Consider the following 25113-nt stretch of genomic DNA (forward strand, 5'->3'; position numbering starts at 1 on the left):
GGAAATGCTGAGGGGTGAAACTGGTGGAACTCGAGAACGATGCAACAGTCTCTCAGCGTGTCTTCTTTCTTCAGCCAATCCCGACTGTCACGTCCTTTCACTGACATCCACTGTTCAAAGCTGATTGAAATCCTGATATTTGTGGACGACACTGACCACATCCCGTAATTTCTTCATCTCCGGTGAGTTATCGTAAATCAGCCACAGTCGGTCTTGGAGGTTGTTAATGAGTGCGACCGTCGGTCTATGGTGAATGGACCCAACTCCCCACACGACTTCAGTGAGCACAGGAAATTCAATATCAGAAGAAGACCGAATTTTCGACGTGGCGTTGGTCAGATACGTCAACAGAATCGTCATCACCTCAAGATCCCCTTCGGCTCGTAAAATCCGTCCCAATCCCTTGGCTGCCGCCGCTCGAATCGAGACCGGTCTGTCCTGGCTTTCGAACAGCTCTTGCAGGTGCGGAACGACCTCGAGTCCAAGACCGGAAATGGCCGCAATCGCTTGCTCCGGAGCCTGCCCCTGTTCAACTTCTTTCAGGAGATACGGAAGGGCTTCGGGGTCCGGGAACTGACGGAGCAAATCAAGAATAATCAATTGACGGGTTGGGGACGTCTCGGGATTGGTCAGCACGGACACCAGTCGATGGGTTTGCCCCCATTCACTGAGGAGCATAACCGGAAAATCAAACCGTTCAAGTTCCCTGGTGAGTTGCTCAAAAACAGCCACTCCGGAGTCTACGTCCTGCGCCTCTCGCAGAATATGAGAATCCTGCTCGATTGAGGGATGTACTTCTTTGTGCCAACTCAGATCCCTCCCCTCAAGAAGATACGATAATTGGCAGGCCGGGCCATGCCAGAGTCGGTCGGGCGTATTGGTCAACTCATTATCTCCGCCAAAGCGAGCGACGCTTTGTTGGTGTTTACGCTCTTCGCAAATGATGTGGAATTCCACATCATGGGGTTGAGTGGCATCCGTGACCACATGAAATCCCAGCTCTTCGAATCGCCGCTGAACCACCTGGAGGATAAGCTCGTGCGAGGTGAAACCCTTTTCGGTCAGCGCCAGGGCGGAAACCCGGATGGTTTGAATGCGGGAGAGCTGTGCTTTTTGTTCAGGTGTGAAAGAGGCGCGGCGGGCCACACTGTCCGTCGGAAAAATAAGCACCAGAAGGATAACGAGATGCACCACTATTCCCATCATGGCAATCTCCCTTTTGAGCAAGAGTACCAGAGATTAATGGAACCGCAACCCTCTTTTTTGGAGAAAGAGGAATTTTATGAAAAAAGATTAGTTGTTCTTAAGGGGAATGTGAACCGACATCTCCTCCTCTTACCGCAACCGGGCTGGCGAGCCAAAGATATCCTTCCCGAAGTTGCCGGCCATACACACATAAGCTCTCGTTACTAGGGGCTGTCTGTTAAGGTTGCCATATCGATGACAAAACGAAAACGGACGTCCCCACTAAGGACCCGTTCATAGGCTTCGTTAATCTGTTGAATGGGAATGACCTCCACATCGGAAGTGATCCCATGCTCCCCGCAAAAATTCAGCATTTCCTGCGTCTCACGAATTCCGCCAATCAGGGAACCCACCAGACGCCGCCGCCGCATAATAAGCGCAAACGCCTCAACGGAGAGCGGTTCGCTCGGCGCGCCGACCAAAATGTACGTTCCATCAGTTTTAAGCAACCCCAGAAAGGCATTGAAATCATGGGTACCAGAGACCGTATCCATCACGAAATCAAACTGACGGGCCAAACGCGTCAAGGCCCCTTCCTGCGAAGTCGCGGCAAACCCTGTCGCCCCAAGACGCTCCGCATCCCCTCGCTTCATGTCCGTGCGGCTCAAGACGGTGACCTCCGCCCCAAATGCCTTACCAAATTTGACGGCCATGTGACCGAGCCCCCCGAGCCCGACCACACAAAGTTTATGGCCTTTCCCCACACCCCACTGCCGCAAGGGAGAGTACGTGGTAATTCCGGCACATAACAGCGGGGCGACACCTGTCGGCGGAAGGGAGTGAGGAATCTTGAGCACATATGATTCATGCACCACGATTTCGCTGGAGTAGCCGCCATAAGTCGGCCGGCCGTCTTTGTCGAGACCGTTGTAGGTCAGGATCATGCCCGCTTCACAATATTGCTCTACGCCACGGGTACATGAGGAACAGGTGCGACATGAATCGACAAAACATCCGACTCCGACCGTCTCTCCTTCACGAAACTTCTTAACACCTGCCCCCACCCTGGTCACCGTCCCGACCACCTCATGCCCCGGGACCAGAGGAAAGATGGATCCACCCCATTCGTCTCGCGCCTGATGAATGTCGGAGTGGCAGACTCCGCAATAAAGGATTTTGATCAGAACGTCATTCGACCCGACCGGTCGCCGGTTAACGCTGAACGGTTCGAGTAAGGCTCCGGCTTGCAACGCGGCATAGGCTTGGGTTGCCCCCATCGGTGCGCTCCTTAAATTGAAGAATTCAATCCGGCCATGGGTGAGAAGTCTTATGATGGCTTGTTGAGAAATCTGGGGCGATCCCTGACGGAAATCATTCGCATCAGATCCCTCACAGACAAAATACCCACAATCGCATGATTTTCCGTAATCGGCAGATGCCGGATATTTTTTTCGGCCATGAGATCGCTGGCATCATGCACCGTCCGGTTGATATCAATATCGATCAGCGTTTGCGTCATCACCGAACCCACTTTGGTCTGCGCAAGATCCTGGTTCTGCGCCATACCTTTGTGGACCAGATCACGCTCCGTGACTATTCCCACCACCTCACCACCCTGCGTCACCATGAGGGCGCCGATCCGCTTGTCGGTCATACGCTTGGCGACGGTGATGAGGGTCGCTTCCCGATCGATCGATTCAATATCCCGCCGCATCAGCACACTGAGAGGCCGATACACATCATCAAGATCCCGAATCGGCCCCTTCTCCGCATACACAAAATGTTTCACCAGATCTCGAACGGATATCAGGCCGACAATGGTTTCCCCTTCCGTCACACAAAGATGTCGAATGCCATGCTTCTCCATGAAATGGCTGGCATCCAGCATCAGGCGATCGGAGGGAAGAGAGAGTACCGGGCTTGCCATAATCTGCCCCACGTTCGTTCCTGCCGCGGTCAGGTCTTGGGCGATCACCCGGCGAAGGAGATCGGTCTCTGAAATAAGCCCGATAATTTTTGAAGGGTGAGACTCCTGCCCTGCCGGGTAGACCACGAGACTGCCAATCCGTCGTGCCGCCATGAGACTGGCCGCATTCACGACAGAGGTGTCTTCGCTCACCCCTTCAAGATCGCGCTGCATATAATGTCCAAGGGTTTCCTTGAAATCGACGCTCATAACCTTCCCTTCTTCATCAAGGGGTGAATATCGTCCATCCCGCTTATTCCCATTCGAGCCTGGTCTCTGGCCTGAACATCCCGATTACGTACGTTCCTGTTCCTGAATAAATTGTCGCGCATTGGTGAGTTCCTCATACAGGCACAGTTGATTTTTCACTAAGAGATGCTCAATTGCGGCAATCCGGAACATGACTTCAGGGAGCATGATATCGAGGCGTTCGGTGAGAGACTCAACGGTTTTGGCCATCCCTCCCGGTGCACGAGAGACACCCACGCGTTGAGGCCGCGTGGCTTTTCTGGAGGCAGTCCCCTTTTTTCGAGATGCAGTCCCTTTCTTGGAGGAAGCGGTCCCTTTCTTCTTGGAGGAGACTGGTCCTTTCTTGGAGGTGGCTGGTCCTTTTTTGCGAGAAGGCGCCTGTTTCTTTGGGGAAGAAGGAGTGCGTTTGTTAGCTGCTTGACGAATCGACTTCTTTGTTACGGCCATACTACCCTCCAATTGACCAATAATAAATCTCCCAACGAACAACCGGTCACAGAGATTTGCGTCCTTTTGTCCACGAATACACTGAACGACTATACACCACCATGTCAGATTTTTTCGAGCACACGGCTTTCATCGCCAGGTAGAACAGGGCCATGGACTGTTCTACCTGGTCACTTCAGGATTTTCAACTCTTTCTCGATATTGCCCTTACATTTCTGACAAATCCCATGCGTCAGGGATGGCACAACCTCCCTGCCAAGAAGATTGAGATAGTTCACCACCTCCTCCAACTCGACCCATCCCTGGTTCGGGAGATGGACTTTCATACACCAACTACAGATCGTCAGAAAGGGCTCCCCTCTCTGGACATCGGGATCGAGGAACAAAACAGGGTCTCGTGGAACCACACGAATGGGGTGAGTCGAAAACATCAGTTCGTCCTCCTGAAGAGGAGACACCATGAGTTGAAAATACCGGCGACATACCGGGGAATCGCAACGAAACTTGAAAACCGCTGCTTGTTGATACTTCCTCACGGCTTTAAATATGTGGCGGTATATCTGCCGGAGTTCCTCCCCTTCGATGAAATCCCAGAGGGACTTTCCAATGACATACGCACGATTCAGATGGCCTCCGGCATTTTGACAGGCAAACTGTAACCACCCCTCATTGATAAATCGAATGCAATCGGCTTTATCGATGCTATATTGAATCGACGTGTGCATGGTGGACCTCCGGGTTGGATGGGGCCTCCCACTACAATCGTGAAGGACGGGTCATAATACGCCAAATGGGAAAGCAGTTCAAAATAATCATTAAGGATGAGGCCGGGGCGATTCAGGGCACTCCACACCAGACCCATTCCGCCGATTGTGTTCCTTATCTCCTGGAAGAGATTTATTCATTCTTGCTAGAGTGCTGCAATGCTCGGCTGTGGGCGTTATCTATGATGAGGAGGGGCTGAATGAAATATGTCCATCTGGGTCGATCCGGCTTGAAAGTCAGCCGGTTGTGTCTGGGCACGATGAATTTCGGACCGGAAACCACAGAAGCCGACAGTGGAACCATCATGGATACCGCACTGGAGCTCGGCATTAATTTTTTCGATACCGCAAATGTGTATGGCTGGGAAGTGGGGGAAGGCATTACCGAACAGATCATCGGTCGTTGGTTTGCGCAGGGGGGCCAACGCCGGGAAAAAGTCGTCCTGGCCACCAAAGTGTTCGGGCGGATGGGAGACTGGCCCAACCAATCCCGTTTGTCCGCACTCCATATCAAGCGGGCCTGTGAAGCCAGTTTGCGCCGGCTCCAAACCGATTATATCGACCTGTATCAGATGCACCATGTTGACCGGCACTCTCCATGGGAGGAAATCTGGCAGGCCATGGAACAGCTCATGCGCGAGGGGAAAATCTTATACGTGGGGAGTAGTAACTTTGCGGGATGGCATCTGGCGCAAGCGCAGGAAATGGCCAGGCACCGGAATTTCCTGGGACTGGTGGCGGAGCAGAGTTTGTACAACTTAAATGACCGCATGATTGAGCTGGAGGTCATTCCGGCCTGTGAAGCGTACGGCATTGGCCTCATTCCCTGGAGTCCGGTCGCGCGCGGCCTCCTGGCCGGGGCGCTTGAACCCGCGACCAGCGGACGGCGGGCCGATGAGGATCTGCGCAAGAACGTGGAAAAATTCCGGCCACGGTTGGAAGCCTACGAATCGCTGTGCCGGGAAGTCGGCGAGGCGCCTGCACATATCGCCATGGCATGGCTTCTTCAGCAACCAGCCGTCACGGCACCCATCATTGGCCCCCGAACGCTGGACCAGTTACAGGGCGCCATGCGCACTTTCGACATCACACTGTCCAAAGAAGTATTGAAAAAATTGGATACTATCTTCCCCGGACCGGGAGGTCCCGCACCCGAAGCTTACGCCTGGTGAGACCCCTCACCGGGTGTCAAATATTTGCAACTTGTGCATAAAGGGATAAATCATCGACAAAATATTGACGGGTGCGTTGTCCCCACATCGAGCTCACCACCATTCGAATTCCTTTCAACTCAACAGGTTCACCTCCCCTGAATCACCACCAACCGTTCACGTCATCTTTGGCATACCAGTTGCTCTAAGGAACAGAGAGGAAGTCCACTCACAACCAGGTGGAGTCGGGCTCAGGGCCTCAAGCCAAGGAGGATGTCATGCGAACGACCATCCCCATTCACGCATTCGCCATCGTTTTAGCCCTTATTCTCATTGGAGGGGAAATCGTCACAGCAGAAATGCCGCCACCCGAACCGGATGAAGCCTACCTGGTCGACGAAGATATCAATATTGTCACCGGCCTCTACATTCGAGAATATTCCCTCCGCAAAGACGGCATCGTCGATTACAAAACCGCCCGCCAAATTCTCATCTCGGAATATAATGAACATTGGAATTCGGTCGTCGAAACTCAAGAATGGCCGTTATTCTACTGGCATGATGTGAACCGGGACGGACATTGGATCATGTATGTGGACCGAAAGGTCAAAGGCTGCACCTGCGATATCGTTCCCTACGAAGTGAAGACGGAGGACGCGATCGCACAAAAAGATCCTTTTTAACTAGCAGGGTGTTGAAAAAGCATGCCCTGAGTCTGGCCAGGGTCCGCCAGTGGCGTTCTCGCCCCTTGGCCGTGCTCACGTACTTCTCTGTACGCTCCGCCCGCCCAAGCGGCTGCGGCCTTGCTAGACGGGCCTTTTTGAACATCCTGCTTCGCTCAGGGAAGATCGTAAAATTCTGGATCCCGATAAGCTCTCAGAAGAACTTTGAGGTTTTCAACACCTGCTAGATACTCACACTCGTCAACCATTACTCGACCCGACAAAAACCTCGGCTCCACCGGACCAGGTTCCAAGCTCCCTGGCCTAGTCCTGGAAATCGACACGGTTCCTGCCTCCCTGCACCGCAAAGGCATCGCCGGGTGACTGATGAATGGATTCGCCATTGTGGCGAAGTACACTCCCGGTCCGGTTTCTTGCTAATCTATTACAAGATTCATCAACCGGTTCTGCAGGGTTTCAAGATAAGGAGACATTCATGGGGCATTCATTAGAACAGCTGCAAAAGATTGCCGATGATCTGAAACGCCAACGTGACGAGCTTCAGGTAAAATTACACCTGGCCAAAGCGGATGCGCGTGATGAATGGGCGAAACTTGAAACACGGTGGGAGGACGTCAAGACCAAGATGGAAGCGGTCAAAAAGGAAGCGAGTCACACAACCGAATCCGTATCCTCCGGATTGGGACTGGTGCTGACCGAACTAAAACAAGGATACGACAACATTCGCAAGACATTGTAATCCATGCCCTGTCAGCGCATGTTTATTGTCTGATCCGGGTACCCAAACGACACGGTCAGATCATACGAATTGCCTGAGGGGACATCGCCACCTCTCGAAACCCTCATCGGAGCCTGCAGGATGACCCGCGACGAATTCACAAAAATTATTGACCATACCGCGTTAAAACCGGAAACCACCAAAGACCAGATACGACAGCTCTGCGAAGAGGCGGTGACGTTCGGGTTCGGAACGGTCTGCGTCGCTCCGCTCTGGGTTCCGTTTGCCACGCGTTGTCTGACGGGATCTCCCGTCCGGATTGCCACGGTTATCGGCTTTCCTCACGGCAACACGCTTCCGGATGTGAAAGCCTACGAGGCCAAACTGGCGATCGAAGCCGGAGCGCATGAATTGGATATGGTGATCCAGATTGGCTTGCTCCGAGCGGGCAATCATGGAGCGGTCCTGGACGATATCCAGGGCGTCGTGAACGTGGCGCGTCGTGCCTCCCGATCAAAAATCCTGGTCAAGGTCATTCTCGAAACATCGCTCTTAAATAAGGAAGAACAACAAACAGGTTGCCAACTCGTGGAAAAGGCCGGAGCCGATTATGTGAAAACATCGGCCGGATTTACCGGTCGCCACGTCACCATTGAAGAGGTGGGGTTTCTGCGGAGTATTGTCGGTACACGGGTGGGCGTCAAGGCGGCCGGGGGCATCCGCGACCTGATCACTGCCGTGGCGTTGGTCAATGCCGGAGCGTCCCGCCTGGGGAGTTCGTCATCCGTGTCCATCATGCACATGTGGCCCGGATAAAGCCCGTCGGCATTGAACCTTCTAACCCGCGCACGATATTGAATGACCAGCCATCCTTTTTATTCCTTTTCCTTTCGAGTCATCATTCCCGCAGGGCGTAAGCGGGAAGCTATTGTTCCAGGTCGTCTCTTCCGTTAGACGTACCCGATCTTCCCGAATGCCGGTCGGGCGTGCTATCGTCTCGCCCTCCTGAACGTGTTGACGACAACCTTGAGTCGAACATGAAAACCGAAGCCAAATCCGAAATGGGGAGAGAGGCCCAACACCCTCCTCTCTTAGATGAGGTGATGAAGCAGTTAACCGATCATCGCCAGGCCTTTCACGCCTTCCTGACCCGCCGTCTGGGTAATTCGGCCTTTGCCGAAGACCTCCTGCAACAATGCTTCATGAAAGCCCTGGCCCATTTCCATTCCATCAAAAAGATGGACCGGATAGTCCCCTGGTTCTACCAAATCCTTCGACATGCGCTGATTGATTATTATCGAAGCAAAGAAACGGACACCAAGCGGTTTCAAGCCTTTCTTGTCGAGACCGAGACACTGGGCACCCATCAGGTCCCTTCGCTGGATGAACTGCAACCGACGATTTGTGCCTGTCTGGATCGCCTCGTGTTCACCCTCAAACCCGAATATGCCGACATCATTCGCCGGATAGATTTGTCCGGAGAATCGCTGAAATCCGTCGCCAAGGATTTACACATCACCACCAATAATCTCACGGTCCGTTTACATCGAGCGCGCCAGGCCTTGCGCAAGTCCCTGGAAGATTCCTGCGGGATTTGCAGTAAGCATGGGTGCTTGAATTGCACCTGCGAATAAGCCTCAACACCCCTTCTCCCTACATCTCCCACTTCCCCCTTCATCTTTATTTTTTTCTAAGTTTCTTCCCGTTTCAGCTTTAAACATTCCCTCACTGTAAGAATTCGATCCGGGCTCCGTCTATATAAGCAAACGGGGCATGTCGGACACCGAACAGGACATGCACCACACACAGACCAATTTCAACAGACGGAGGTTCCCATGGAAGATCTCACACTCACGATTGAAGGCATGAGTTGCGGACATTGTGTGCAAGGTATCACCAACATCCTTTCCAATTTGAAGGGCGTGAAGGTGGATCAGGTGAAAATCGGGGAGGCGACCCTTGGCTTTTATCCTCAGACCATCACACCCAACCAAATTATTCACGCGATCGAGGAGGAAGGCTACAAAGCCCGGCTCAGCATGGAGGCCGTATGAACACCATCGAATGGATCGTCATCCTCGGTGGACTGACGGCAATTGCCTGGGTCAATTGGTATTTCTTCATGGCCCAAGCTTTTGCAGCCAAGCGGGTGCAGAGGAAGGCGGAACTCAGGACATCCGCCCCACGAAGAACGATCAATGAAACCTTAACGTCCTAGCTTCCTTGCCATCCTGAGCCCTGGCGAAGGATCTGTGCCCAGGTGCAGATATCTAGGCTGAGCCAGATCCTTCGCTTCACTCAGGATGACAGAGTTCCTCAGGATGACAGCAGGTGAGACCCGAACCGAGGCAGCCTATTTTTTAATATCTGAAAATGAAATCACATGGTACCCAATTCACATCGTGCAACAAGAATAAGGAAACAGACATGAACACCGTCATCGCAAAACCAGAGAGCATACGATCACATCCCACCGGGAGGAAACGGGAGGAATCCCCTGACATGAGCCCTCCCCGACGGGTAAGTCTTTCGGTCGGCGGGATGACCTGCGCGGCCTGCCAAATCCGCGTGCAACGTGCCCTGGACAAGGAACCCGGCGTCATTCAGGCCTCAGTCAATCTGATGTTGAAATCGGCTGAGGTGATTTACGATCCCGGCACCACGACACCGGATACGGTCAGACTGGCCATTACACAGACCGGGTATGAAGCGGAGATCAATTCGTCGGATCACAACGACCAGGATGAGCAGGCGCAACAGGAACACAAGCAGGCGGAGGAATTTCGATCATTTCGCAACAAGGCGGTGGTCAGCGGAATACTCGGGGTAGTTGCCATGGTGCTCTCCATGCCGCTCATGAGTGCCGCACCCACACACCCGCACGGTGGGGTAACCGATCCGTTCATGCACTGGATCATGGGATGGATGACACCCGCCCTCACATCATTCGCCCCCAACCTCTATGCCATAAATCCAAACATCCTGGCATTCACCCTGCTCGTCATGACCGTCTTCGTCATGACCTGGGCAGGCAGACATTTTTATACGCGGGCCTGGGCCGCCTTCCGCCACCATTCCGCCGACATGAATACCCTGGTGGCCGTCGGCACCGGCGCAGCCTTTCTCTTTTCCCTCCTGGCTACTCTCGCACCCGAGATCTTTCTGGGCCGGGGCATGGCGCCGGAACTCTATTACGAAGCCGTCATCATGATCATCGCGTTGATCCTGACAGGCAATGCACTTGAATGCAGGGCCAAGCGCCAAACATCGGCGGCCTTGCGAAAACTCATGACGCTTCAACCCCGAACCGCCCGGATCATCCGGGATGGCCTGGAACGGGAGATTCCGGTCGAAGACATGCGAACCGGAGACACCGTGCTGGTCCGTCCCGGAGAACGCATCCCGGTGGATGGCACCTTGCTCGCCGGAACCAGCTCAGTCGACGAATCGATGCTGACGGGAGAATCCATGCCCGTCGACAAACGGCCCGGCGATCGCCTGATCGGGGGCACCATGAATACCACCGGGGCGTTTCAGTATCACGCCACAACCTTGGGCACAGACAGTGTGCTCTCTCGCATTGTGCAACTCATGCGCGAGGCCCAGGGGTCGCGCGCACCCATTCAAAAACTTGCCGACCGTGTCAGCGGAATATTTGTTCCCGTGGTCCTCTCCCTGGCGATTGCCACTTTTATGGTCTGGTTTGTGATGGCGGATACCGCCCCTGCCATACGCGCCCTGGTCGCCGCGGTGTCGGTGTTGATCATCGCCTGCCCCTGTGCGATGGGATTAGCCGTGCCCACGGCCGTCATGGTGGCCACCGGAAAAGGTGCCGAACTGGGCATACTCATCAAAGGTGGAGAAGCGCTCCAACGGGCAAGTAAGGTCACGACCATCGTGATGGACAAAACCGGCACGCTCACCGAAGGACAACCGGCCGTCACCGAAATTCTGTCGGCCCCCGGCACCACCCACACCGCACAAGAGATCCTTCGTCTCGTCGCCTCGGTGGAAAGTTCGTCGGAGCATCCGCTCGGCCAGGCTATCGTGCGGCATGCCACAACCCGGAAAGACTCATTGGCTCCGGTGCACGCGTTTCAAGCGATGACAGGACGGGGTGCCGTGGGGATCGTCGAAGGTTACAAGGTCGCCGTGGGAAACCAGGCCCTGATGTCTGAGTTAAAAATCCAGACCGGCGCAATCCAGGAGGATGTCGAGCGATTCGCCAGGGAAGGGAAAACCCCCGTGTATGTGGCCATCGACGGAACCGTGGCGGCTTTAGTGGCTATTGCCGACCCGCTGAAAGCCTCTTCCCGCGACGTCGTCGACCGCTTGCACCGGCTCGGGTATCAGGTGGCGATGCTCACAGGGGATCATCAACAAACCGCAGAAGCGGTAGCACGAATGGCCGGAATCACACGGGTCGTGGCGGGTACCTTACCGGAAGGAAAGGTGGCGGAAATCACGCGGCTCCAGGAAAAAGGAGAAGTTGTCGCCATGGTCGGTGACGGGATGAACGATGCACCCGCCCTCGCCCAGGCGGATATCGGCATCGCCATGGGAGCAGGCTCCGATATTGCCATCGAGGCCGGCGATATCACCCTCATGCGCAATGATCTGCGGGCAGTCGGGTCCGCCATCGAATTGGCCCGGCAGACCATGAAAACCATGAAGCAAAATTTGTTCTGGGCCTTTATCTATAATGTCGTAGGCATTCCGGTTGCGGCCGGCATCCTCTATCCCATCTGGGGCATGATGCTTAGCCCCATCCTGGCCAGTGCGGCCATGGCCTTCAGCTCCGTCAGTGTCGTCACCAACAGCCTCCGGCTCCGCATGTGGTCGCCGGAGAACTGAGCATCGTAAGCCAACTTGATGGCCCAGGCAGCCGGGAAGAAGCGGACCCGTTTCCTCCCGGCTTCTGCGGCGACAGGACCGTTATATTCTTGTCATCCTGAATGAAATGGAGGATATCGCTTAGCCGGGAGATCTCCCGAGAAATAGATCATTGTTCCGGTATCTGGCTTCAGGAATTGGAGCCAACGTTTTTATTGGCTCTCATAACAGCGTCACACCTGAACCGTTGTCTCAACATATCTCGAATTCTTTTCAACGCTGTCGACAGGCGATGCCACACAAAGGGCTTACGCATCTCCCCTCCTCACAAGGCCCGCCATAAGTCGCCCGTCTAACCTTTTCGTCTTTTTCTCCTTCCCAAACCATATATATCCTTTTCTGAAGGAAGCGGAAGACCTCCGCCAACCTTGGAAGGTACGCCCATTTGATACAATCATGAATTACCTCTAGACAAAGCCAATATGACTTCTTTTGCACCTGAAACCGCATTGATCAAAATGACTTCTCACGGGCTGTATTGCCCACAGGGAAAGTTTTACATCGATCCGGCCCGGGGACCGGTCGAACGGGCCGTCATCACCCACGGACATGCCGATCATGCCAGAAATGTCGCCGAGACTTACTTCACCACCATTGGATCATCACCGATTTTGCAAAAACGGTTATCGAACGACATTTCTTTGCGCACGTTTTCGTATGGTGAACCGTTTACTCTTGGTGACACCACAGTCAGTTTGCACTCGGCCGGGCATATTCTTGGCTCTGCTCAGGTCCGCGTGGAGCATCAAGGAGAGGTCTGGGTGGTCACCGGAGATTTTAAACGGGACCACGATCCAACCTGTCAGCCGTTTGAGGTCGTTCCCTGCGATACGTTGATCAGCGAAGCCACATTTGCCCTTCCTATTTATCGTTGGCCCCCCGCCGAGCAGGTGGCCCGGGACATCCTGGCGTGGTGGGACGAAAACATCGAACTCCATCAGGTCTCGGTCTTGTTCTGTTACGCGTTGGGCAAGGCTCAGCGTGTACTGGCTGAGCTCAACAAACTTACCGACCGGAGGGTCTTTCTGCATGGTGCCGTGGCTCCCATCGTGGATATCTATCGAGAGGCGGACATTCTCATGTTGCCAACGGAGAAAATCGATCTGCAAAACAAACGCGATTACTCCGGTGAACTGATCCTGGCTCCTCCCGGCGCGCTGGGATCACCCTGGATGCGACGGTTTAAAGGTGCTCAGACGGGATTTTGTTCCGGCTGGATGCGGGTTCGCGGCAATCGCCGTCGCTGCGGATATGATCGGGGCTTTGTTCTGTCCGATCACGCAGACTGGCCCTCTCTGTTACAAACGTTTGGCGACAGCGGAGCGAGCCATATCCAATTGCATCATGGACATTCCGATATTCTGGTCCGGTACCTCAACGAACAGGGCGTGGATGCGATCAGCCTGGGATCACCGTTTGCGGACCTGGAGTCGATATGAAACGGTTTGCCAATCTTTACCGGGCGTTGGATCAAACGACCTCGACGAACGGCAAACTCGCGGCCCTGCAGAAATATTTCGAGTCGGTCCCACCGGACGATGCGGCCTGGGCGCTGTACTTTCTATCTGGCCGCCGATTCAAGCGCCTTGTGGGACCAGCCAATTTGAGACAGTGGATGATCGAAGTCTCAAATCTTCCGGCCTGGTTGGTAGAAGAAACATACGCCACTGTCGGCGATCTGGCTGAGACCGCGGCGCTGTTGACCCATTCCCGACACGCTACGTTACTCGAGCACTCCCTATCGGAATGGATCCAGGAAGAAATGCTGGTATTAGGCAGGGAACTTCCGGACCAACAGCGCAGGCGGGTTCAAGGCTGGTGGCAACGTCTGGATTACGATACGTGCTATTTGGTGAATAAACTCCTGACCGGCTCACTCCGGGTTGGCGTCTCTCATCTTCTGGTCGCTCGCGCCTTAGCCGACAACGCTAAGTTACCGAGGTCGGTCATACTGCACCGGCTGATGGGCCATTGGGAACCGACTCCGGAATTTTATGAACAACTGATTGCGCCGGATGACGGCTCCACTGATCATTCCCGCCCCTACCCGTTTTGCCTGGCCAGCCCCTTTGAGCACCAGAAAACTCCTCAGGAGCTGAAAGCGCAATTGGGAGAGCCCCGCGAATGGATGGTGGAATGGAAATGGGATGGTATTCGAGCCCAACTCCTGCGACGGCCCGGGGCATGTTACATCTGGACCCGCGGGGAAGAACTGGTCACCGATCGCTATCCTGAAGTGAGGGACGCCGCGTATAACTTACCGGATGGGACTGTGCTTGATGGAGAAATTTTGGCCTGGTCGGAGGAGACAGGCGTGATGCCTTTTACGATCCTGCAACGCCGGCTCGGCCGCAAGACGGTGGGCAAAAAACTGCTGCAGGACATTCCCATTTGTTTTATGGCCTATGATCTCATCGAGCATGAAGGTCAGGACATGCGTCAGCATACGACCACGGAACGACGCGTCCTATTGGAGTCGCTCCTCGTTCAAGCCGGACCGGTTGTAAAAATTTCACCACTGCTGCCCGTGACCACCTGGGAGGAGGCCGCCCAATGGCAAACGGAATCGCGGGGGCGACTCGTGGAAGGGTTGATGTTGAAACACCGGCACGCCATGTATGAAGTCGGGCGCCGGCGCGGGCATTGGTGGAAATGGAAAATCACTCCTCACACCCTCGATACGGTCATGATGTATGCCCAACCGGGCCATGGGCGCCGCGCCAATTTATACACCGACTATACATTCGGCGTGTGGCAGGATCAGGAATTGGTGCCCATTGCCAAGGCCTATTCCGGGCTGAACAATGACGAAATTTCTGAATTGGATACATGGATACGACAAAATACGCTTCAACGATTCGGACCCGTGCGCTCCGTGAAACCCGAACAAGTCTTCGAATTGGCCTTCGAGGCGATCAACCGGTCATCCCGGCACAAATCGGGTGTGGCGGTCCGGTTTCCCCGAATTGCCCGATGGCGACGGGATCTTCATCCCAAAGATGCCGACTCGCTTGCCGATGTTCATTCCCTTTCTGAGACCGGAAACGCATGAGGACAAGCGCACGAATCAACGCGTATTTCACGGCGAAAGGGTGGACCCGATTCCGCTTTCAACGGGAGGCCTGGCGGGCCTATCGCGAAGGGCGGTCGGGATTGATCTACTCTCCGACCGGTAGCGGAAAAACTTTGGCCGCCTGGCTAGGCCCGGTTCGTCGCGCGCTCGAGACCCCCGCCGAGAACAAAGGGTTGCAGGTGTTGTGGATTACTCCTCTGCGCGCGTTGGCCAACGACCTGGTCACGAACCTACGGGATTCGGTCGAGGCTCTGGATCTGCCCTGGCGAGTGGAGATCCGGACGGGCGATACCGGCTCATCCGTCCGTTCCCGACAACGGCAAAAGCCTCCTGACGCCCTCATCACCACCCCCGAAAGTTTATCATTGCTGTTGAGCTACGCTGAAGGAGAGCAATTGTTTTCCCGACTGCATACCGTGATCGTCGACGAATGGCATGAACTCATCGGCACCAAACGCGGGGTTCAGCTTGAGTTGTGTCTGGCCCGACTTCGCCGCTGGCGGCCGGACCTGCAGACCTGGGGTCTCTCGGCCACCTTGGGGAATGTCGATGAGGCCATGCAGGCCTTGCTGGGTCCGCAAGGGAAGGGAATACTGATCCGGGATTCGCAACCCAAAACCACGCACATCGAAGCGGTCCTTCCGGTCTCAGCCGGAAAGTTCCCCTGGAGTGGCCACTTAGGGCTTCAGCTTCTACCTCAAGTCGTGGAGTTGTTGGAAAACAGGAAAACAACCTTGCTGTTTACCAATACGCGGGCGCAGGCCGAACAGTGGGCAGAAGCCCTTGTGAAAGCCCGGCCCGATTGGCAGCCGGTGATCGATCTTCACCATGGATCGATCGACCAATCGCTGCGTCTTCGAATCGAGCAAAATTTGCGGGCCGGGGCCTTGCGCTGCGTGGTGTGCACTTCCTCTCTGGATCTTGGAGTGGATTTCAGCCCGGTGGACCAAGTCATTCAGGTGGGAAGTCCCAAAGGCGTCGCCAGGCTTTTACAACGTGCCGGCCGGAGCGGTCATCAACCGGGCGCCGAATCCCGGGTGATGTGCGTCCCCACCCATGCCTTTGAACTCGTCGAAATTGCCGCAGCCCGGCATGCGGCGGAAGCCGGCCTGTTGGAATCCAGGCCCCCTCTCCGGTTGTGTCTGGATGTGCTTGCGCAGCATCTCATTACGATCGGCCTGGGCAGCGGGTTTGAAGCCAAGGCCATGCGGGAGGAAATCGAATCCACGATGGCCTTCGCCGGCCTTCAAGACGCGCAATGGCAATGGGTGTTGGACTTTATTACCCGGGGAGGCCAAACACTCCAGGGCTATCCCCAGTTCCATAAAGTTATCGAGCGCGATGGGGTGTATCGGGTGGAGGATCGACGTCTTGCCGCCCACCATCGAATGAGCATAGGAACGATCACCAGCAACACCGCCATGCGGGTCCAGTGGCTGCGTGGAGGCATCCTCGGGCATGTGGAAGAGGATTTTATCGCCAAGCTCAGGAAACACGATCATTTTCTGTTTGCCGGCCGACTGGTCAAATTGGTGATGGTCCAAGACATGACGGCCTACGTGCAACAGGCAAAGAATGGAGCACGAACGGTGCCCCGATGGCAGGGCGGGCGCATGCCGCTTAGTAGTGAATTGGCCGACAGCGTGTTGGCTCTGCTCGGACGTTCCCGATCGGAGGATGTCCCCGATCCCGAAATGCAGGCCGTCCGGGATCTGCTGACCCTCCAACACCGCTGGTCCCGCATCCCCGATCCCTCTATCCTCTTATGTGAGATGGTGAGAGGACGGGAGGGCGTGAGCCTGTTTTGCTACCCCTTCGGCGGGCGCCTGGTGCATGAAGGTCTGGCGACCCTTCTGGCCTACAGGTTGACCCGCCTTCGTCCGATGACGTTCAAACTTTCCGTCAATGACTACGGTTTCGAATTATTATCGAAAGAAGATCCCGACCTGGACGAACCCCTTCTTTCGAACATGATGACGACGCAGAATTTATTGGAGGATCTTCACGGATGTGTGAACACCACGGAACTCGCCCGCCGCCAGTTTCGGGATATCGCGCGCATCGCCGGACTGGTCTTTCAGGGATTCCCGGGGAAGAATAAAACCACCAAACAAATACAAGCCTCAAGCAGTCTTATTTACGATGTGTTCACCGCCTATGACCCTCACAACCTGCTTCTGGATCAAGCGTGGCGGGAGGTGTTGGAGAACCAACTTCAATCGACACGACTGACCACGATCTTAACGCGCATAGGCACCCAAACACTGGTTCTCACGCATCCGAAACGCCTGACGCCCCTGGCCTTTCCGCTCTGGGCCGAGCGGATACAAAGTCAAACGATCTCCAGCGAAACCTGGCGGGAACGGGTGTTGAACATGATCGCCACGCTGGAGAAGGAATCCCACGAGCGCCGGAGTGTCAGGATGCCACGCGTGCCGACCGGACATCGCCGATGAACGCGACGCGAACCGGTGATCATCACGAAGTGGTCATTGAGTGTGCGGGAGAAACTCTCATTCTCCATAGTCAACGTGCGCTCTATCGTCCGGCCACACGGACCTTGCTGGTGGCCGATATCCATTTGGGGAAAGAATCGGTTTTCGGACGGGCGGGCCTGGCCATGCCGTACGGGATTCATCCCTCAAATCTTTTGCGTCTTTCCCGGCTCATCTCCTGGTATCGTCCGGATCAACTGATGGTACTCGGTGATTTAATGCACACAGCTCCGGACCCGAACGAAACGTGGCCGGATGAATTTTTACGATGGTTGAATGTGCATGCGTCGTTGGATATTGCCGTGGTCGCCGGCAACCATGATCGCGTCAGGGCTCGGGGGGTGTTCGGTTCGCAGGTCACGTGGCTCGATGAACCCCATGTCGCAGCCCCCTTTGTCTATGCCCACCAACCCGTCACTTCTGAAGGACTCTTTACGCTCGCCGGGCATCTTCATCCCACCTTTTTACTTGCCGGCCATGGAGACCGTCTCCGAAGTCCGGTCTTCTGGTTCCGAGCAAACTCGGCAGTCCTCCCGGCGTTCGGCACATTCACCGGGGGATACAACATTTCACGCATTCCCGGCGACCGGATTTTTTTTATCGGCCCGGAGGAAGTCATTGAAATTCCACCACCCTGAACTCCACATCAGTCCGGTGTTCGATCTCAACCGTTCCATCAGGACCCAATGGCGTGATCCCCTTCAGTCTTTGACCGGCATCGAGTCAATTTTCTTTATGGCGATCCCCTTCACGCGCAGAGTAGACAGGAATTACCCGGTTGGAACGGATTGCCCATCTATGCCAAAATGCAAAACGGAGGCGAATCTATGGCAACGATGAACGTGTCGGTCCCCGATCCCATGAAAGACTGGGTGCAGGGCCAGATTGAAACGGGAAAATACGCAAACGCCAGCGAGTACGTGCGTCATCTGATCCGGCGGGATCAGGAAAAAATCGAAGTGTTACGACGGGCACTCCTTGAAGGAGACCGCAGCGGTGTGAGCCGCCGGAAAGTTGAGGATATTATGAACGATGTGAAAAAACGATGTGTGGACAATGAGTGAGTATCAACTCTCAAAAAAGGCAGACCAGGACCTCCAGCGAACCTATGAATTTTCCATCCAGCAATTCGGGCAAAATGTGGCGGATGAATATTTCCTCTCGCTCAGGGATTGCCTGCTGCAGGTGGCCGACAGTCCAACATTGGGAAGAGATTGCAGTGAAATTCTGCCCGGGTATTTCCGGTTCGAATGTGGCCCCCACTCAATTTTTTACAAAATGGGAAAGAAGCGGATTGTGATCGCCAGAGTCATCCACCAAAGTATGAATCCGGACATCCACATGTAAATCGTCTGGATGACTGCGCGCCTCTGCCAGGAATCTCCCCTCCCCCATCTTCCTACTGAGATCATTTCCAAAGAAATCCGTCAATACACAGATGAAGTATTGCCTGCAATTACACAATCAGCAATGGCAATTGATCGATCAGGATGCGCCGGACATGACGCCGGTGGTCATTGACTTTGTGTCCGGCAAAACCGCGTATCGGAGAAAATATGGCCACGCCGGTGGGGAGGCCATCAGCAAAGCCGTCGGCATCAAAAAAGGTAAACGCCCGACAATTGTGGATGCCACCGCCGGATTGGGGCGTGACGCCTTTGTGCTGGCCACCATGGGCTGCCGCGTGCATATGATCGAGCGATCGGCAATAATCGGCACACTTCTGGAAGACGGCTTACGTCGTGCCGCAGCCGATGAGAAAATTGGCGCGCTCATCAAAGACAAACTGACCTTCACCTGTGGCGATAGTCGTCAGGCGCTGCTCCAGGTGCCGTTTGCACCCGAGGTCATCTATGTCGATCCCATGTTTCCCGTAAAAGACAAAACAGCCTTAGTCAAAAAAGCCATGCGAATGGTCCAGGATGTCGTCGGCCAGGACACCGATGCCGATGAATTACTGAAGGTCGCGCTCACGATTGCCACAAACCGTGTCGTCGTCAAACGCCCCGCCTCTGCAGAGTATCTCGCCGGGATCAAACCCCAGGCCTCCATCAAAACCAAAAAACACCGCTTCGACATCTATCTCATACCCCAGCAGCAGTAGCCGCCCCAGGCATCCTTGACCCCTTCGCCTCCTGCGACCTTTTCCTCTTGCGCCCCTTCGTCATCCGGTGCCACTCCATTATCCTGCACCTCTCTGTCTCCTCTGCCCCTCCGTTATCCTGCCTCCCTCTGTCTCCTGTGTCACTCCGTTATCCTGCCCCCCTTTGTCTCTGTGCCACTCCATTATCCTGCTCCCCGTTGTCATCCTGAGGGCACCGAAGGATCTAGCAAAGCAGTAGCAGCGACAACACAAGCACCGACCTTTCGCGAGTTGGTCCGCCCTCCGTGGGTTTGCCTCGGTACGGTTTAATTTTAATCCGACGCCTGCCGGCTGGCCCCAGGGAGGGACGCTCTGAGCATTTGGCGGACCTTGTCTGAGCAGAGCGAGTTGGTCCGCTCTTCACAATGTTGGCGTCCCTCCCATCCCATGAGGCCGGACGGGGCGTCCATGGTTTTGGCCACTTTTGCCGAAACAAAAGTGGCTCGGTTCCCATTCTCAACTCATCCTTCAGTTGAACCATTTATGAGAACTGTTCATAAGCAATGAAAAGAGTCGAATAATGCTCAACAGGCCTGAACTGGCAGCCGTCACATAGTGAGGAGTCGCTTGAGTAGGATATCTTCGATATTTTGGCGTGCGTCAAGAACGGAAAGAACAAAAACTTTTTGCCCTGCAATTCGATAGATAATTCTCCAGGGAGACACAATCAATTCACGGTATTGCAACACCCCTTGGGCTTAGAGTTCAGGGATAATTCGGCCTCGCATTGGAGCCTGATAGAGTTTTGAAGCGGATTTCGTAATTTTGCGCAGAATCTGTAAGGCCCGGGAAACGCTATCCTCGGCGATGTAGGAAACAATCGTCTGCAGGTCATTTTCCGCAATTTCCGCCCAAATGACCTTATAAACCTGTTTCATCGTCGCTGCAATCGAGACGCTAAATTCTTGAATACCTCAGCTTGGGTTCGCGTCTTGCCGTCCTGGGCATTTCTCATATCCGCATAACTTTGGGGATCCTGAAGGACGGCTTTGGGTTCACCATTTTGTGTTATGACGACGGGGCGATGGGTATTATTTATTTGGTCTAACAATGCGGCCGCATTCGCTTTGAGATAGGAAATCGGTTTGATGTCTGACGTAATTTTCATACAGAGCCTCCTCGATCCTTAAGTCGAACCATATTCAGTCTGATACTGACAGATAAAATCTATCCCAATACCACAAAATTTTCCACCGAGTGAATGTTCAATAAAGTGGGAGCACGCATTTTTCTTGACTTGATCCAATGTCTTCCTCCTGATCTCAGGCTTTCACCTTGCTTCTTACCTCATTACTACCACCGTCGCTCCGATCACCAGACGGACCGTTATTTCGACGCCTGCCGGCTGGCCCCAGGAAGGGACGCTCTTCGCATGTAGCGGACCTTGTCTGAGCAGAGCGAGTTGGTCCGCTCTTCTAAAGGTTGGCGTCCCTCCCCTTCAATAATGCCAGACGGGGCGTCCATGGTTTTGGGTCCTTTTGCCGAAACAAAAGGACCTCGGCTGCCGGGCCGAAACACCGTCATAATTTAAACCCTCAAATTCTCACACCGCCCTCGACATAGTTCAACAAGCACCAATTGCCGTCTCCTCAACAACCAAAATGCTGTTGACGTATATACATAAATAGAGCATGTTCATACATATGAGAACGACGCTAAATATTGATGATGCCCTTCTGGAAAAAGCCGCAACATTGACCGGTGTGAAAGAAAAAGCCTCCTTAGTCCGGCTCGGGCTTGAGGCTCTCATTTCCAAAGAAGCTGGACGGCGCCTGGCTCAACTTGGGGGATCAGAAAAGCAACTACGGTTGCCTCCGCGACGGCGATCGATCCCCAAATCATGATGGTCGTTGACATATCCGTTTGGGTCAACCATCTCAGAGCAGGAAGTCTACGTCTCGCAACCTTCCTCAAAGAAAGTTTGGTCCTCACCCATTCGTATGTCTTTGGTAAACTCGCGTGTGGAATGAAAAAAAATCCTCAGAAATCTTAGCCCTGCTCCAAGCACTTCCCAAGGCACAAATAGCCGACGACCACGAAGTCTTACACCTGCTTGAGTCTCAAAAATTATATGGATCAGGATTGGTATGGGTAGATATCAATCTCCTGGCCTCCGCTCAACTAACAGGTTGTGGTTTATGGACCGCTGATAGTCCACTTCAAAAAGGCGCAATCAAACTACATCTTCAAGTCTACGAATAATCATTGCCTTGATTCCTCTCTTCCTCCCACTTCCCCGAAATCCCGCATCGGGAACAGAAAAAATAGGAAAAAATCTCCCCTATTTCCCACCTTCAGGTCGCTGACGCCAAAATCACCAGACGGACCGTAATTCCGACGCCTGCCGGCTGGCCCCAGGGAGGGACGCTCTGAGCATTTCGCGGACCTTGTCTGAGCAGAGCGAGTTGGTCCGCTCTTCACAAGGTTGGCGTCCCTCCCCTCCCATGAGGCCAGACGGGGCGGCAATGGTTTTGGCCACTTTTGCCGAAACAAAAGTGGCTCGGCTACCGGGCCGAGACCCGGTATCAATCGACCGCCAAACATTCATAAAGAATAATTCTGTACTTTTTTTAAACGGGTTGGGTAGCATGGTCGCGGGTTCGTTGATCAACCAGATTCGCGCCTGATCAAGACACAGCATGCGAATGGAACAGGGGAAAAATATCCATCGAAAGTCTCGACAAATAGCATGATGAATGGTCGTCGAATCCGTTGCGTCTCATCCTACATAGCCTGGGTCCTGCCGATGCTCCTCCTGCTCGCGCTTCCGGTAGAAGCCGAAACCAGCGTCCCCGCTTCTGCCGCGGTCGAGAAGGAGGTGGTCTACGACCCTTATCGAGGAATGGACCAGAATGGCCGGATTCCCAGCATCGACAAAGCCGCGCTTGTCACCAAGCCCGAACGCTGGCGTTATATCCCCGAGGGCCGACTCAAGCCCGGCGGGTTCTTCGAGCGCTTCCTGGTCTCGAGCTTCCTGCTTCCGTTCTTCTTCGCCAACTCCGCTGTCGGCGCCGGATTGGGCGTGGCCATCACCGACATCGATTTTCGTGCGCAACGTCGTCGTGAATTCCTGGGGGCCTTTCTCTCCCACACGACCGAGGGCCAACAGAGTTATGTGTTGCGGTGGCGACGGTGGCTCAAGCATCTCGAAGTCCCCACGGGTGGCGTGCTCCAGGAAGAACGCAGTTTCGTCAGCGCGGGCGGGGGATATCGCAAGACGCTAACCAGCCGCTTCTTCGGGATCGGGCCATCGACCAAGGAAAGTCAGGAGACCAGCTATACCGACCAGATCGCCTTTCTCGAACTGGGTCTCTCGGAGTCGCTTCAGGGATCGTTTGAAGACGTCGTCCTCGAGTTGGATGTGCGAGTGGAACACCACTGGCTCAGCCGGGGCCGCGTTGGGGGCGCCGGGCAAACCGACAGGGAGTTTCCGGGGCTCTTCGCCGAGGCGGATCCCTATGCTCTCGGGTGGGTGGGCGGCGGCATTCGCTGGGACACGCGTGACAGCCAGCGCAATCCCTACCGCGGGACGGTCCTGGGCGGGAGAGTCGATGCCGCGCTTCTCCAGAGTGATTGGAACCGGGGTGTAATCTACCAACTCTTCGGCGACCAGCTGATCCCCGTTCCAGGGCTCTTCCACGATGGAGGAGACGTGGGCGAAGAGCATCCGCCGACCGACACCATCGCGCTCCACCTCGAGAGCCAACTAAGCTCCGGCAACCTGCCGTTTTTTGCGCGGCCGACCCTCGGCGGCAGCCGGGTGCTACGCGGGTACATCGCCGGTCGCTGGCGGGATGATGCGGCCTGGGCTGCGGCCACAGAATATCGCGTCTGGGTCCTCCCACGCGGTTTCCCCATCTGGCGATATCTCCGGATCGAGCGCCTTGGGCTGGCGCTCTTCTACGAAGTCGGCAGTGTCGCAGAGAACGGATTAAAATTCTTCCAGGAACGCGTGCGCCAGAGCTACGGGGTCAGCGCCCGATTCACGTTGGAGCGTGCAGCCATCTTTCGCGCCGATTTCGGATTCTCGGAAGACGGGATGAACTTCACAGCAGGCTTCGGCCTCCCCTTTTAACCTGTACGCCATGAAAGAAAACCAGCCGGACCATCTGTGCATGATGTGTCTCGAAGAGCACGTCCGTTGTTGAGTCCTATTCTTTCCTCATGAATGCATCTATCTTCGCAGTCTTCCTATCGACTTCAGGTCGGCAAACCAGGCTAACGCGCAATTAACAGGCAACCTGTTAACTCGACGCCTGCCGGCTGGCCAAAGGGAGGGACGCTCTTATCCGTTGCGGACCTTGTCTGAGCGGAGCGAGTTGGTCCGCTCTTCAAAAGATTAGTGTCCCTCCCCTTCCATGAGGCCAGACGGGGCGTCAATGGTTTTGGCTACTTTTGCCGAAACAAAAGTAGCTCGTCGTTCGGGGACGAAACCCCGAATTCCCTGCCTTCGCCTGCCGGGCCGACCCTCGGCCCTACAAAATTCTGTACTTTAAGCAATAGGTTGGGTACATTCTTCTAAGGAATCCCTTAGAACGAAAAAAAGAGGACCACACCATCTCAACGGCAGAACAAATCATGCGAGAAATTCAAATACTTCCCGAACCTTTAGCCAAGGAAGTCTTAGATTTCATCGGGTACATTGAGTTGAAACATGGGCTCAAAGACAGACTAGCTGAGGAACTCAAGCTCGCCCAGACTCCGGCCATGAAACATATCTGGGACAATTCTGAGGATGAGGTGTGGAATGACGTGTAGCGTCTCTGACCTGCATAATAAAGACAGGAAAACCAATATGGAAAAAATCAAAGTCATTCATGACACCGTGGGCCATACCTTAACAGTATGGTTGGATGATCCTTCCCTTGAGCATGTCTGCGAAGAAACAAATGAAGAAGTCATTCTCATGAAGGATAAAGCCGGTCACGTGATCGGGTTTGAAAAACTCCATTACACACCTGCCAACTCACAGAAAACACTTGCTGTCGAAACCGTGGTTCAAACCGGGCATTAAGCAACCCGGAAGGTAGGACTTTCCAACACCATGTACCCTTCTCCACCTTCTCTTAATTAAAAGGGTTTTCCGGAATCCTGCTTTTCGTGCCTCATCAGCCCAAGCTCCACCTTCAAAAGCTTTTCTCTTGATGAGACACCTGAAGACTAGCCATTCATTGGAAAACCAAGTATGTTAGCATCGTGGAGAGTTACACATTCACAGAATATTTTGAGAAAGAAGTATTACGTAAACGCCCATATCTCAAAAAAGACTGGTGCATTCAAGTTGTAGAAAATCCATCTAAGAGCGAACCTCAAGAAGAAAATCGTTTTCGATTTTGGGGACCGATA

At 54.4% G+C, this 25113-nt stretch carries 28 protein-coding genes and 1 pseudogene; 20 read left to right on the forward strand and 9 right to left on the reverse strand.

From position 1 onward, the window contains the following. Nucleotides 1-114: 114 nt before the first annotated feature. The 5 genes from PQG83_RS07115 to PQG83_RS07135 all read right to left on the reverse strand — a co-directional run bounded on the left by PQG83_RS07115 (nucleotide 115) and on the right by PQG83_RS07135 (nucleotide 4572). Nucleotides 115-1206: a hypothetical protein gene (locus PQG83_RS07115; RefSeq protein ID WP_312748191.1), complete on the reverse strand. Its 1092-nt coding sequence runs from the start codon at nucleotides 1204-1206 to the stop codon at nucleotides 115-117. Nucleotides 1207-1409: 203 nt separating this feature from the next. Next, on the reverse strand, nucleotides 1410-2462 hold the full coding sequence (locus tag PQG83_RS07120; protein WP_312748193.1) for an NAD(P)-dependent alcohol dehydrogenase: 1053 nt from the start codon (nucleotides 2460-2462) through the stop codon (nucleotides 1410-1412). 50 nt (nucleotides 2463-2512) lie between these two features. Further along, nucleotides 2513-3361 (reverse strand): CBS domain-containing protein, encoded by an 849-nt coding sequence (locus PQG83_RS07125; RefSeq protein WP_312748194.1) that lies wholly within the window; start codon nucleotides 3359-3361, stop codon nucleotides 2513-2515. Nucleotides 3362-3445: 84 nt separating this feature from the next. Beyond that, nucleotides 3446-3847, reverse strand: a complete 402-nt coding sequence (locus tag PQG83_RS07130; RefSeq protein ID WP_312748196.1) for a hypothetical protein — start codon at nucleotides 3845-3847, stop codon at nucleotides 3446-3448. Between the two features lie 170 nt (nucleotides 3848-4017). Then, on the reverse strand, nucleotides 4018-4572 hold the full coding sequence (locus PQG83_RS07135) for a hypothetical protein (RefSeq protein WP_312748198.1): 555 nt from the start codon (nucleotides 4570-4572) through the stop codon (nucleotides 4018-4020). Between the two features lie 239 nt (nucleotides 4573-4811). Between PQG83_RS07135 and PQG83_RS07140 the strand changes: the two genes are divergently transcribed. From PQG83_RS07140 to PQG83_RS07210, 15 genes are all read left to right on the forward strand, one after another. Beyond that, on the forward strand, nucleotides 4812-5783 hold the full coding sequence (locus PQG83_RS07140) for an aldo/keto reductase (protein ID WP_312748200.1): 972 nt from the start codon (nucleotides 4812-4814) through the stop codon (nucleotides 5781-5783). 257 nt (nucleotides 5784-6040) lie between these two features. Continuing rightward, nucleotides 6041-6445 (forward strand): hypothetical protein, encoded by a 405-nt coding sequence (locus PQG83_RS07145; RefSeq protein WP_312748202.1) that lies wholly within the window; start codon nucleotides 6041-6043, stop codon nucleotides 6443-6445. Between the two features lie 475 nt (nucleotides 6446-6920). Next, nucleotides 6921-7184, forward strand: coding sequence for a hypothetical protein (locus PQG83_RS07150; protein ID WP_312748204.1), 264 nt, complete (start codon nucleotides 6921-6923; stop codon nucleotides 7182-7184). A 120-nt stretch (nucleotides 7185-7304) separates the two neighbouring features. Beyond that, a complete protein-coding gene (gene deoC, locus PQG83_RS07155) occupies nucleotides 7305-7979 on the forward strand; it encodes a deoxyribose-phosphate aldolase (protein ID WP_312748206.1) in 675 nt (224 codons plus the stop codon). Nucleotides 7980-8200: 221 nt separating this feature from the next. Beyond that, a complete protein-coding gene (locus PQG83_RS07160) occupies nucleotides 8201-8797 on the forward strand; it encodes an RNA polymerase sigma factor (protein WP_312748207.1) in 597 nt (198 codons plus the stop codon). Nucleotides 8798-8998: 201 nt separating this feature from the next. Continuing rightward, nucleotides 8999-9217 (forward strand): heavy-metal-associated domain-containing protein, encoded by a 219-nt coding sequence (locus tag PQG83_RS07165; RefSeq protein WP_312748209.1) that lies wholly within the window; start codon nucleotides 8999-9001, stop codon nucleotides 9215-9217. Then, nucleotides 9214-9381: a hypothetical protein gene (locus PQG83_RS07170; protein ID WP_312748211.1), complete on the forward strand. Its 168-nt coding sequence runs from the start codon at nucleotides 9214-9216 to the stop codon at nucleotides 9379-9381. Before PQG83_RS07165 ends, PQG83_RS07170 begins: the two co-directional genes overlap by 4 nt. A 209-nt stretch (nucleotides 9382-9590) precedes the next feature. Beyond that, nucleotides 9591-12017 carry a heavy metal translocating P-type ATPase gene (locus PQG83_RS07175; RefSeq protein WP_312748212.1) on the forward strand — a complete coding sequence of 809 codons (2427 nt, stop codon included), beginning with the start codon at nucleotides 9591-9593 and terminating at the stop codon, nucleotides 12015-12017. Between the two features lie 461 nt (nucleotides 12018-12478). Further along, the gene (locus tag PQG83_RS07180; RefSeq protein ID WP_312748214.1) at nucleotides 12479-13495 is read left to right on the forward strand and encodes a ligase-associated DNA damage response exonuclease; all 1017 of its coding nucleotides are present in this window, start codon (nucleotides 12479-12481) and stop codon (nucleotides 13493-13495) included. Then, a complete protein-coding gene (locus PQG83_RS07185; RefSeq protein ID WP_312748215.1) occupies nucleotides 13492-15108 on the forward strand; it encodes an ATP-dependent DNA ligase in 1617 nt (538 codons plus the stop codon). Before PQG83_RS07180 ends, PQG83_RS07185 begins: the two co-directional genes overlap by 4 nt. Next, a complete protein-coding gene (locus PQG83_RS07190; protein ID WP_312748217.1) occupies nucleotides 15105-17585 on the forward strand; it encodes a ligase-associated DNA damage response DEXH box helicase in 2481 nt (826 codons plus the stop codon). The genes PQG83_RS07185 and PQG83_RS07190 overlap by 4 nt, the downstream gene beginning before the upstream one ends. Continuing rightward, nucleotides 17582-18262, forward strand: a complete 681-nt coding sequence (gene pdeM, locus PQG83_RS07195; RefSeq protein ID WP_312748219.1) for a ligase-associated DNA damage response endonuclease PdeM — start codon at nucleotides 17582-17584, stop codon at nucleotides 18260-18262. Before PQG83_RS07190 ends, pdeM begins: the two co-directional genes overlap by 4 nt. A 150-nt stretch (nucleotides 18263-18412) precedes the next feature. Beyond that, entirely contained in the window at nucleotides 18413-18688 is a 276-nt protein-coding gene (locus tag PQG83_RS07200) for a type II toxin-antitoxin system ParD family antitoxin (protein ID WP_376753554.1), read from the forward strand. Then, nucleotides 18681-18971 (forward strand): type II toxin-antitoxin system RelE/ParE family toxin, encoded by a 291-nt coding sequence (locus PQG83_RS07205; RefSeq protein WP_312748221.1) that lies wholly within the window; start codon nucleotides 18681-18683, stop codon nucleotides 18969-18971. The genes PQG83_RS07200 and PQG83_RS07205 overlap by 8 nt, the downstream gene beginning before the upstream one ends. Nucleotides 18972-19062: 91 nt before the next feature. Next, nucleotides 19063-19728 carry a class I SAM-dependent methyltransferase gene (locus tag PQG83_RS07210; RefSeq protein WP_312748223.1) on the forward strand — a complete coding sequence of 222 codons (666 nt, stop codon included), beginning with the start codon at nucleotides 19063-19065 and terminating at the stop codon, nucleotides 19726-19728. A 587-nt stretch (nucleotides 19729-20315) separates the two neighbouring features. Here the strand turns inward: PQG83_RS07210 and PQG83_RS20900 are convergent. The 3 genes and pseudogenes from PQG83_RS20900 to PQG83_RS07225 form a co-directional block, all read right to left on the reverse strand. Next, nucleotides 20316-20645 (reverse strand): annotated as a pseudogene (locus PQG83_RS20900) (type II toxin-antitoxin system RelE/ParE family toxin). Beyond that, nucleotides 20642-20875, reverse strand: coding sequence for a type II toxin-antitoxin system Phd/YefM family antitoxin (locus PQG83_RS07220; RefSeq protein ID WP_312748225.1), 234 nt, complete (start codon nucleotides 20873-20875; stop codon nucleotides 20642-20644). The pseudogene PQG83_RS20900 and the gene PQG83_RS07220 overlap by 4 nt, the downstream one beginning before the upstream one ends. 218 nt (nucleotides 20876-21093) lie before the next feature. Next, nucleotides 21094-21231, reverse strand: coding sequence for a hypothetical protein (locus PQG83_RS07225; protein WP_312748226.1), 138 nt, complete (start codon nucleotides 21229-21231; stop codon nucleotides 21094-21096). Between the two features lie 179 nt (nucleotides 21232-21410). Here PQG83_RS07225 and PQG83_RS07230 point away from each other — a divergent pair, with 179 nt between their 5' ends. Then, complete coding sequence (locus PQG83_RS07230; protein ID WP_312748227.1) at nucleotides 21411-21611, forward strand: type II toxin-antitoxin system VapB family antitoxin; 201 nt, start codon at nucleotides 21411-21413, stop codon at nucleotides 21609-21611. A 115-nt stretch (nucleotides 21612-21726) separates the two neighbouring features. Continuing rightward, complete coding sequence (locus PQG83_RS07235) at nucleotides 21727-21969, forward strand: hypothetical protein (protein WP_312748228.1); 243 nt, start codon at nucleotides 21727-21729, stop codon at nucleotides 21967-21969. A gap of 112 nt (nucleotides 21970-22081) precedes the next feature. On the opposite strand, the gene PQG83_RS07240 is transcribed toward PQG83_RS07235, so the two are convergent. Beyond that, the gene (locus tag PQG83_RS07240; protein ID WP_312748229.1) at nucleotides 22082-22408 is read right to left on the reverse strand and encodes a hypothetical protein; all 327 of its coding nucleotides are present in this window, start codon (nucleotides 22406-22408) and stop codon (nucleotides 22082-22084) included. A 105-nt stretch (nucleotides 22409-22513) separates the two neighbouring features. Between PQG83_RS07240 and PQG83_RS07245 the strand changes: the two genes are divergently transcribed. From PQG83_RS07245 to PQG83_RS07255, 3 genes are all read left to right on the forward strand, one after another. Beyond that, nucleotides 22514-23842: a BamA/TamA family outer membrane protein gene (locus PQG83_RS07245; protein WP_312748230.1), complete on the forward strand. Its 1329-nt coding sequence runs from the start codon at nucleotides 22514-22516 to the stop codon at nucleotides 23840-23842. Nucleotides 23843-24324: 482 nt separating this feature from the next. Next, on the forward strand, nucleotides 24325-24525 hold the full coding sequence (locus PQG83_RS07250) for a hypothetical protein (RefSeq protein ID WP_376753580.1): 201 nt from the start codon (nucleotides 24325-24327) through the stop codon (nucleotides 24523-24525). A 37-nt stretch (nucleotides 24526-24562) separates the two neighbouring features. Then, nucleotides 24563-24781 (forward strand): DUF2283 domain-containing protein, encoded by a 219-nt coding sequence (locus PQG83_RS07255; protein ID WP_312748232.1) that lies wholly within the window; start codon nucleotides 24563-24565, stop codon nucleotides 24779-24781. Nucleotides 24782-25113 lie beyond the last annotated feature (332 nt).

It is taken from the genome of Candidatus Nitrospira neomarina, from assembly GCF_032051675.1.
GTDB classification, from domain to species: domain Bacteria; phylum Nitrospirota; class Nitrospiria; order Nitrospirales; family UBA8639; genus Nitrospira_E; species Nitrospira_E neomarina.

What these genes read in the sequence shown, in the direction of transcription:
- PQG83_RS07115 (WP_312748191.1), bottom strand. Translation starts at nt 1,206, where the DNA reads ATGATGGGAATAGTGGTGCATCTCGTTATCCTTCTGGTGCTTATTTTT.
- PQG83_RS07120 (WP_312748193.1), bottom strand. Translation starts at nt 2,462, where the DNA reads ATGGGGGCAACCCAAGCCTATGCCGCGTTGCAAGCCGGAGCCTTACTC.
- PQG83_RS07125 (WP_312748194.1), bottom strand. Translation starts at nt 3,361, where the DNA reads ATGAGCGTCGATTTCAAGGAAACCCTTGGACATTATATGCAGCGCGAT.
- PQG83_RS07130 (WP_312748196.1), bottom strand. Translation starts at nt 3,847, where the DNA reads ATGGCCGTAACAAAGAAGTCGATTCGTCAAGCAGCTAACAAACGCACT.
- PQG83_RS07135 (WP_312748198.1), bottom strand. Translation starts at nt 4,572, where the DNA reads ATGCACACGTCGATTCAATATAGCATCGATAAAGCCGATTGCATTCGA.
- PQG83_RS07140 (WP_312748200.1), top strand. Translation starts at nt 4,812, where the DNA reads ATGAAATATGTCCATCTGGGTCGATCCGGCTTGAAAGTCAGCCGGTTG.
- PQG83_RS07145 (WP_312748202.1), top strand. Translation starts at nt 6,041, where the DNA reads ATGCGAACGACCATCCCCATTCACGCATTCGCCATCGTTTTAGCCCTT.
- PQG83_RS07150 (WP_312748204.1), top strand. Translation starts at nt 6,921, where the DNA reads ATGGGGCATTCATTAGAACAGCTGCAAAAGATTGCCGATGATCTGAAA.
- deoC (WP_312748206.1), top strand. Translation starts at nt 7,305, where the DNA reads ATGACCCGCGACGAATTCACAAAAATTATTGACCATACCGCGTTAAAA.
- PQG83_RS07160 (WP_312748207.1), top strand. Translation starts at nt 8,201, where the DNA reads ATGAAAACCGAAGCCAAATCCGAAATGGGGAGAGAGGCCCAACACCCT.
- PQG83_RS07165 (WP_312748209.1), top strand. Translation starts at nt 8,999, where the DNA reads ATGGAAGATCTCACACTCACGATTGAAGGCATGAGTTGCGGACATTGT.
- PQG83_RS07170 (WP_312748211.1), top strand. Translation starts at nt 9,214, where the DNA reads ATGAACACCATCGAATGGATCGTCATCCTCGGTGGACTGACGGCAATT.
- PQG83_RS07175 (WP_312748212.1), top strand. Translation starts at nt 9,591, where the DNA reads ATGAACACCGTCATCGCAAAACCAGAGAGCATACGATCACATCCCACC.
- PQG83_RS07180 (WP_312748214.1), top strand. Translation starts at nt 12,479, where the DNA reads ATGACTTCTTTTGCACCTGAAACCGCATTGATCAAAATGACTTCTCAC.
- PQG83_RS07185 (WP_312748215.1), top strand. Translation starts at nt 13,492, where the DNA reads ATGAAACGGTTTGCCAATCTTTACCGGGCGTTGGATCAAACGACCTCG.
- PQG83_RS07190 (WP_312748217.1), top strand. Translation starts at nt 15,105, where the DNA reads ATGAGGACAAGCGCACGAATCAACGCGTATTTCACGGCGAAAGGGTGG.
- pdeM (WP_312748219.1), top strand. Translation starts at nt 17,582, where the DNA reads ATGAACGCGACGCGAACCGGTGATCATCACGAAGTGGTCATTGAGTGT.
- PQG83_RS07205 (WP_312748221.1), top strand. Translation starts at nt 18,681, where the DNA reads ATGAGTGAGTATCAACTCTCAAAAAAGGCAGACCAGGACCTCCAGCGA.
- PQG83_RS07210 (WP_312748223.1), top strand. Translation starts at nt 19,063, where the DNA reads ATGAAGTATTGCCTGCAATTACACAATCAGCAATGGCAATTGATCGAT.
- PQG83_RS07220 (WP_312748225.1), bottom strand. Translation starts at nt 20,875, where the DNA reads ATGAAAATTACGTCAGACATCAAACCGATTTCCTATCTCAAAGCGAAT.
- PQG83_RS07225 (WP_312748226.1), bottom strand. Translation starts at nt 21,231, where the DNA reads ATGGACGCCCCGTCTGGCATTATTGAAGGGGAGGGACGCCAACCTTTA.
- PQG83_RS07230 (WP_312748227.1), top strand. Translation starts at nt 21,411, where the DNA reads ATGAGAACGACGCTAAATATTGATGATGCCCTTCTGGAAAAAGCCGCA.
- PQG83_RS07240 (WP_312748229.1), bottom strand. Translation starts at nt 22,408, where the DNA reads ATGCTGTGTCTTGATCAGGCGCGAATCTGGTTGATCAACGAACCCGCG.
- PQG83_RS07245 (WP_312748230.1), top strand. Translation starts at nt 22,514, where the DNA reads ATGCTCCTCCTGCTCGCGCTTCCGGTAGAAGCCGAAACCAGCGTCCCC.
- PQG83_RS07255 (WP_312748232.1), top strand. Translation starts at nt 24,563, where the DNA reads ATGGAAAAAATCAAAGTCATTCATGACACCGTGGGCCATACCTTAACA.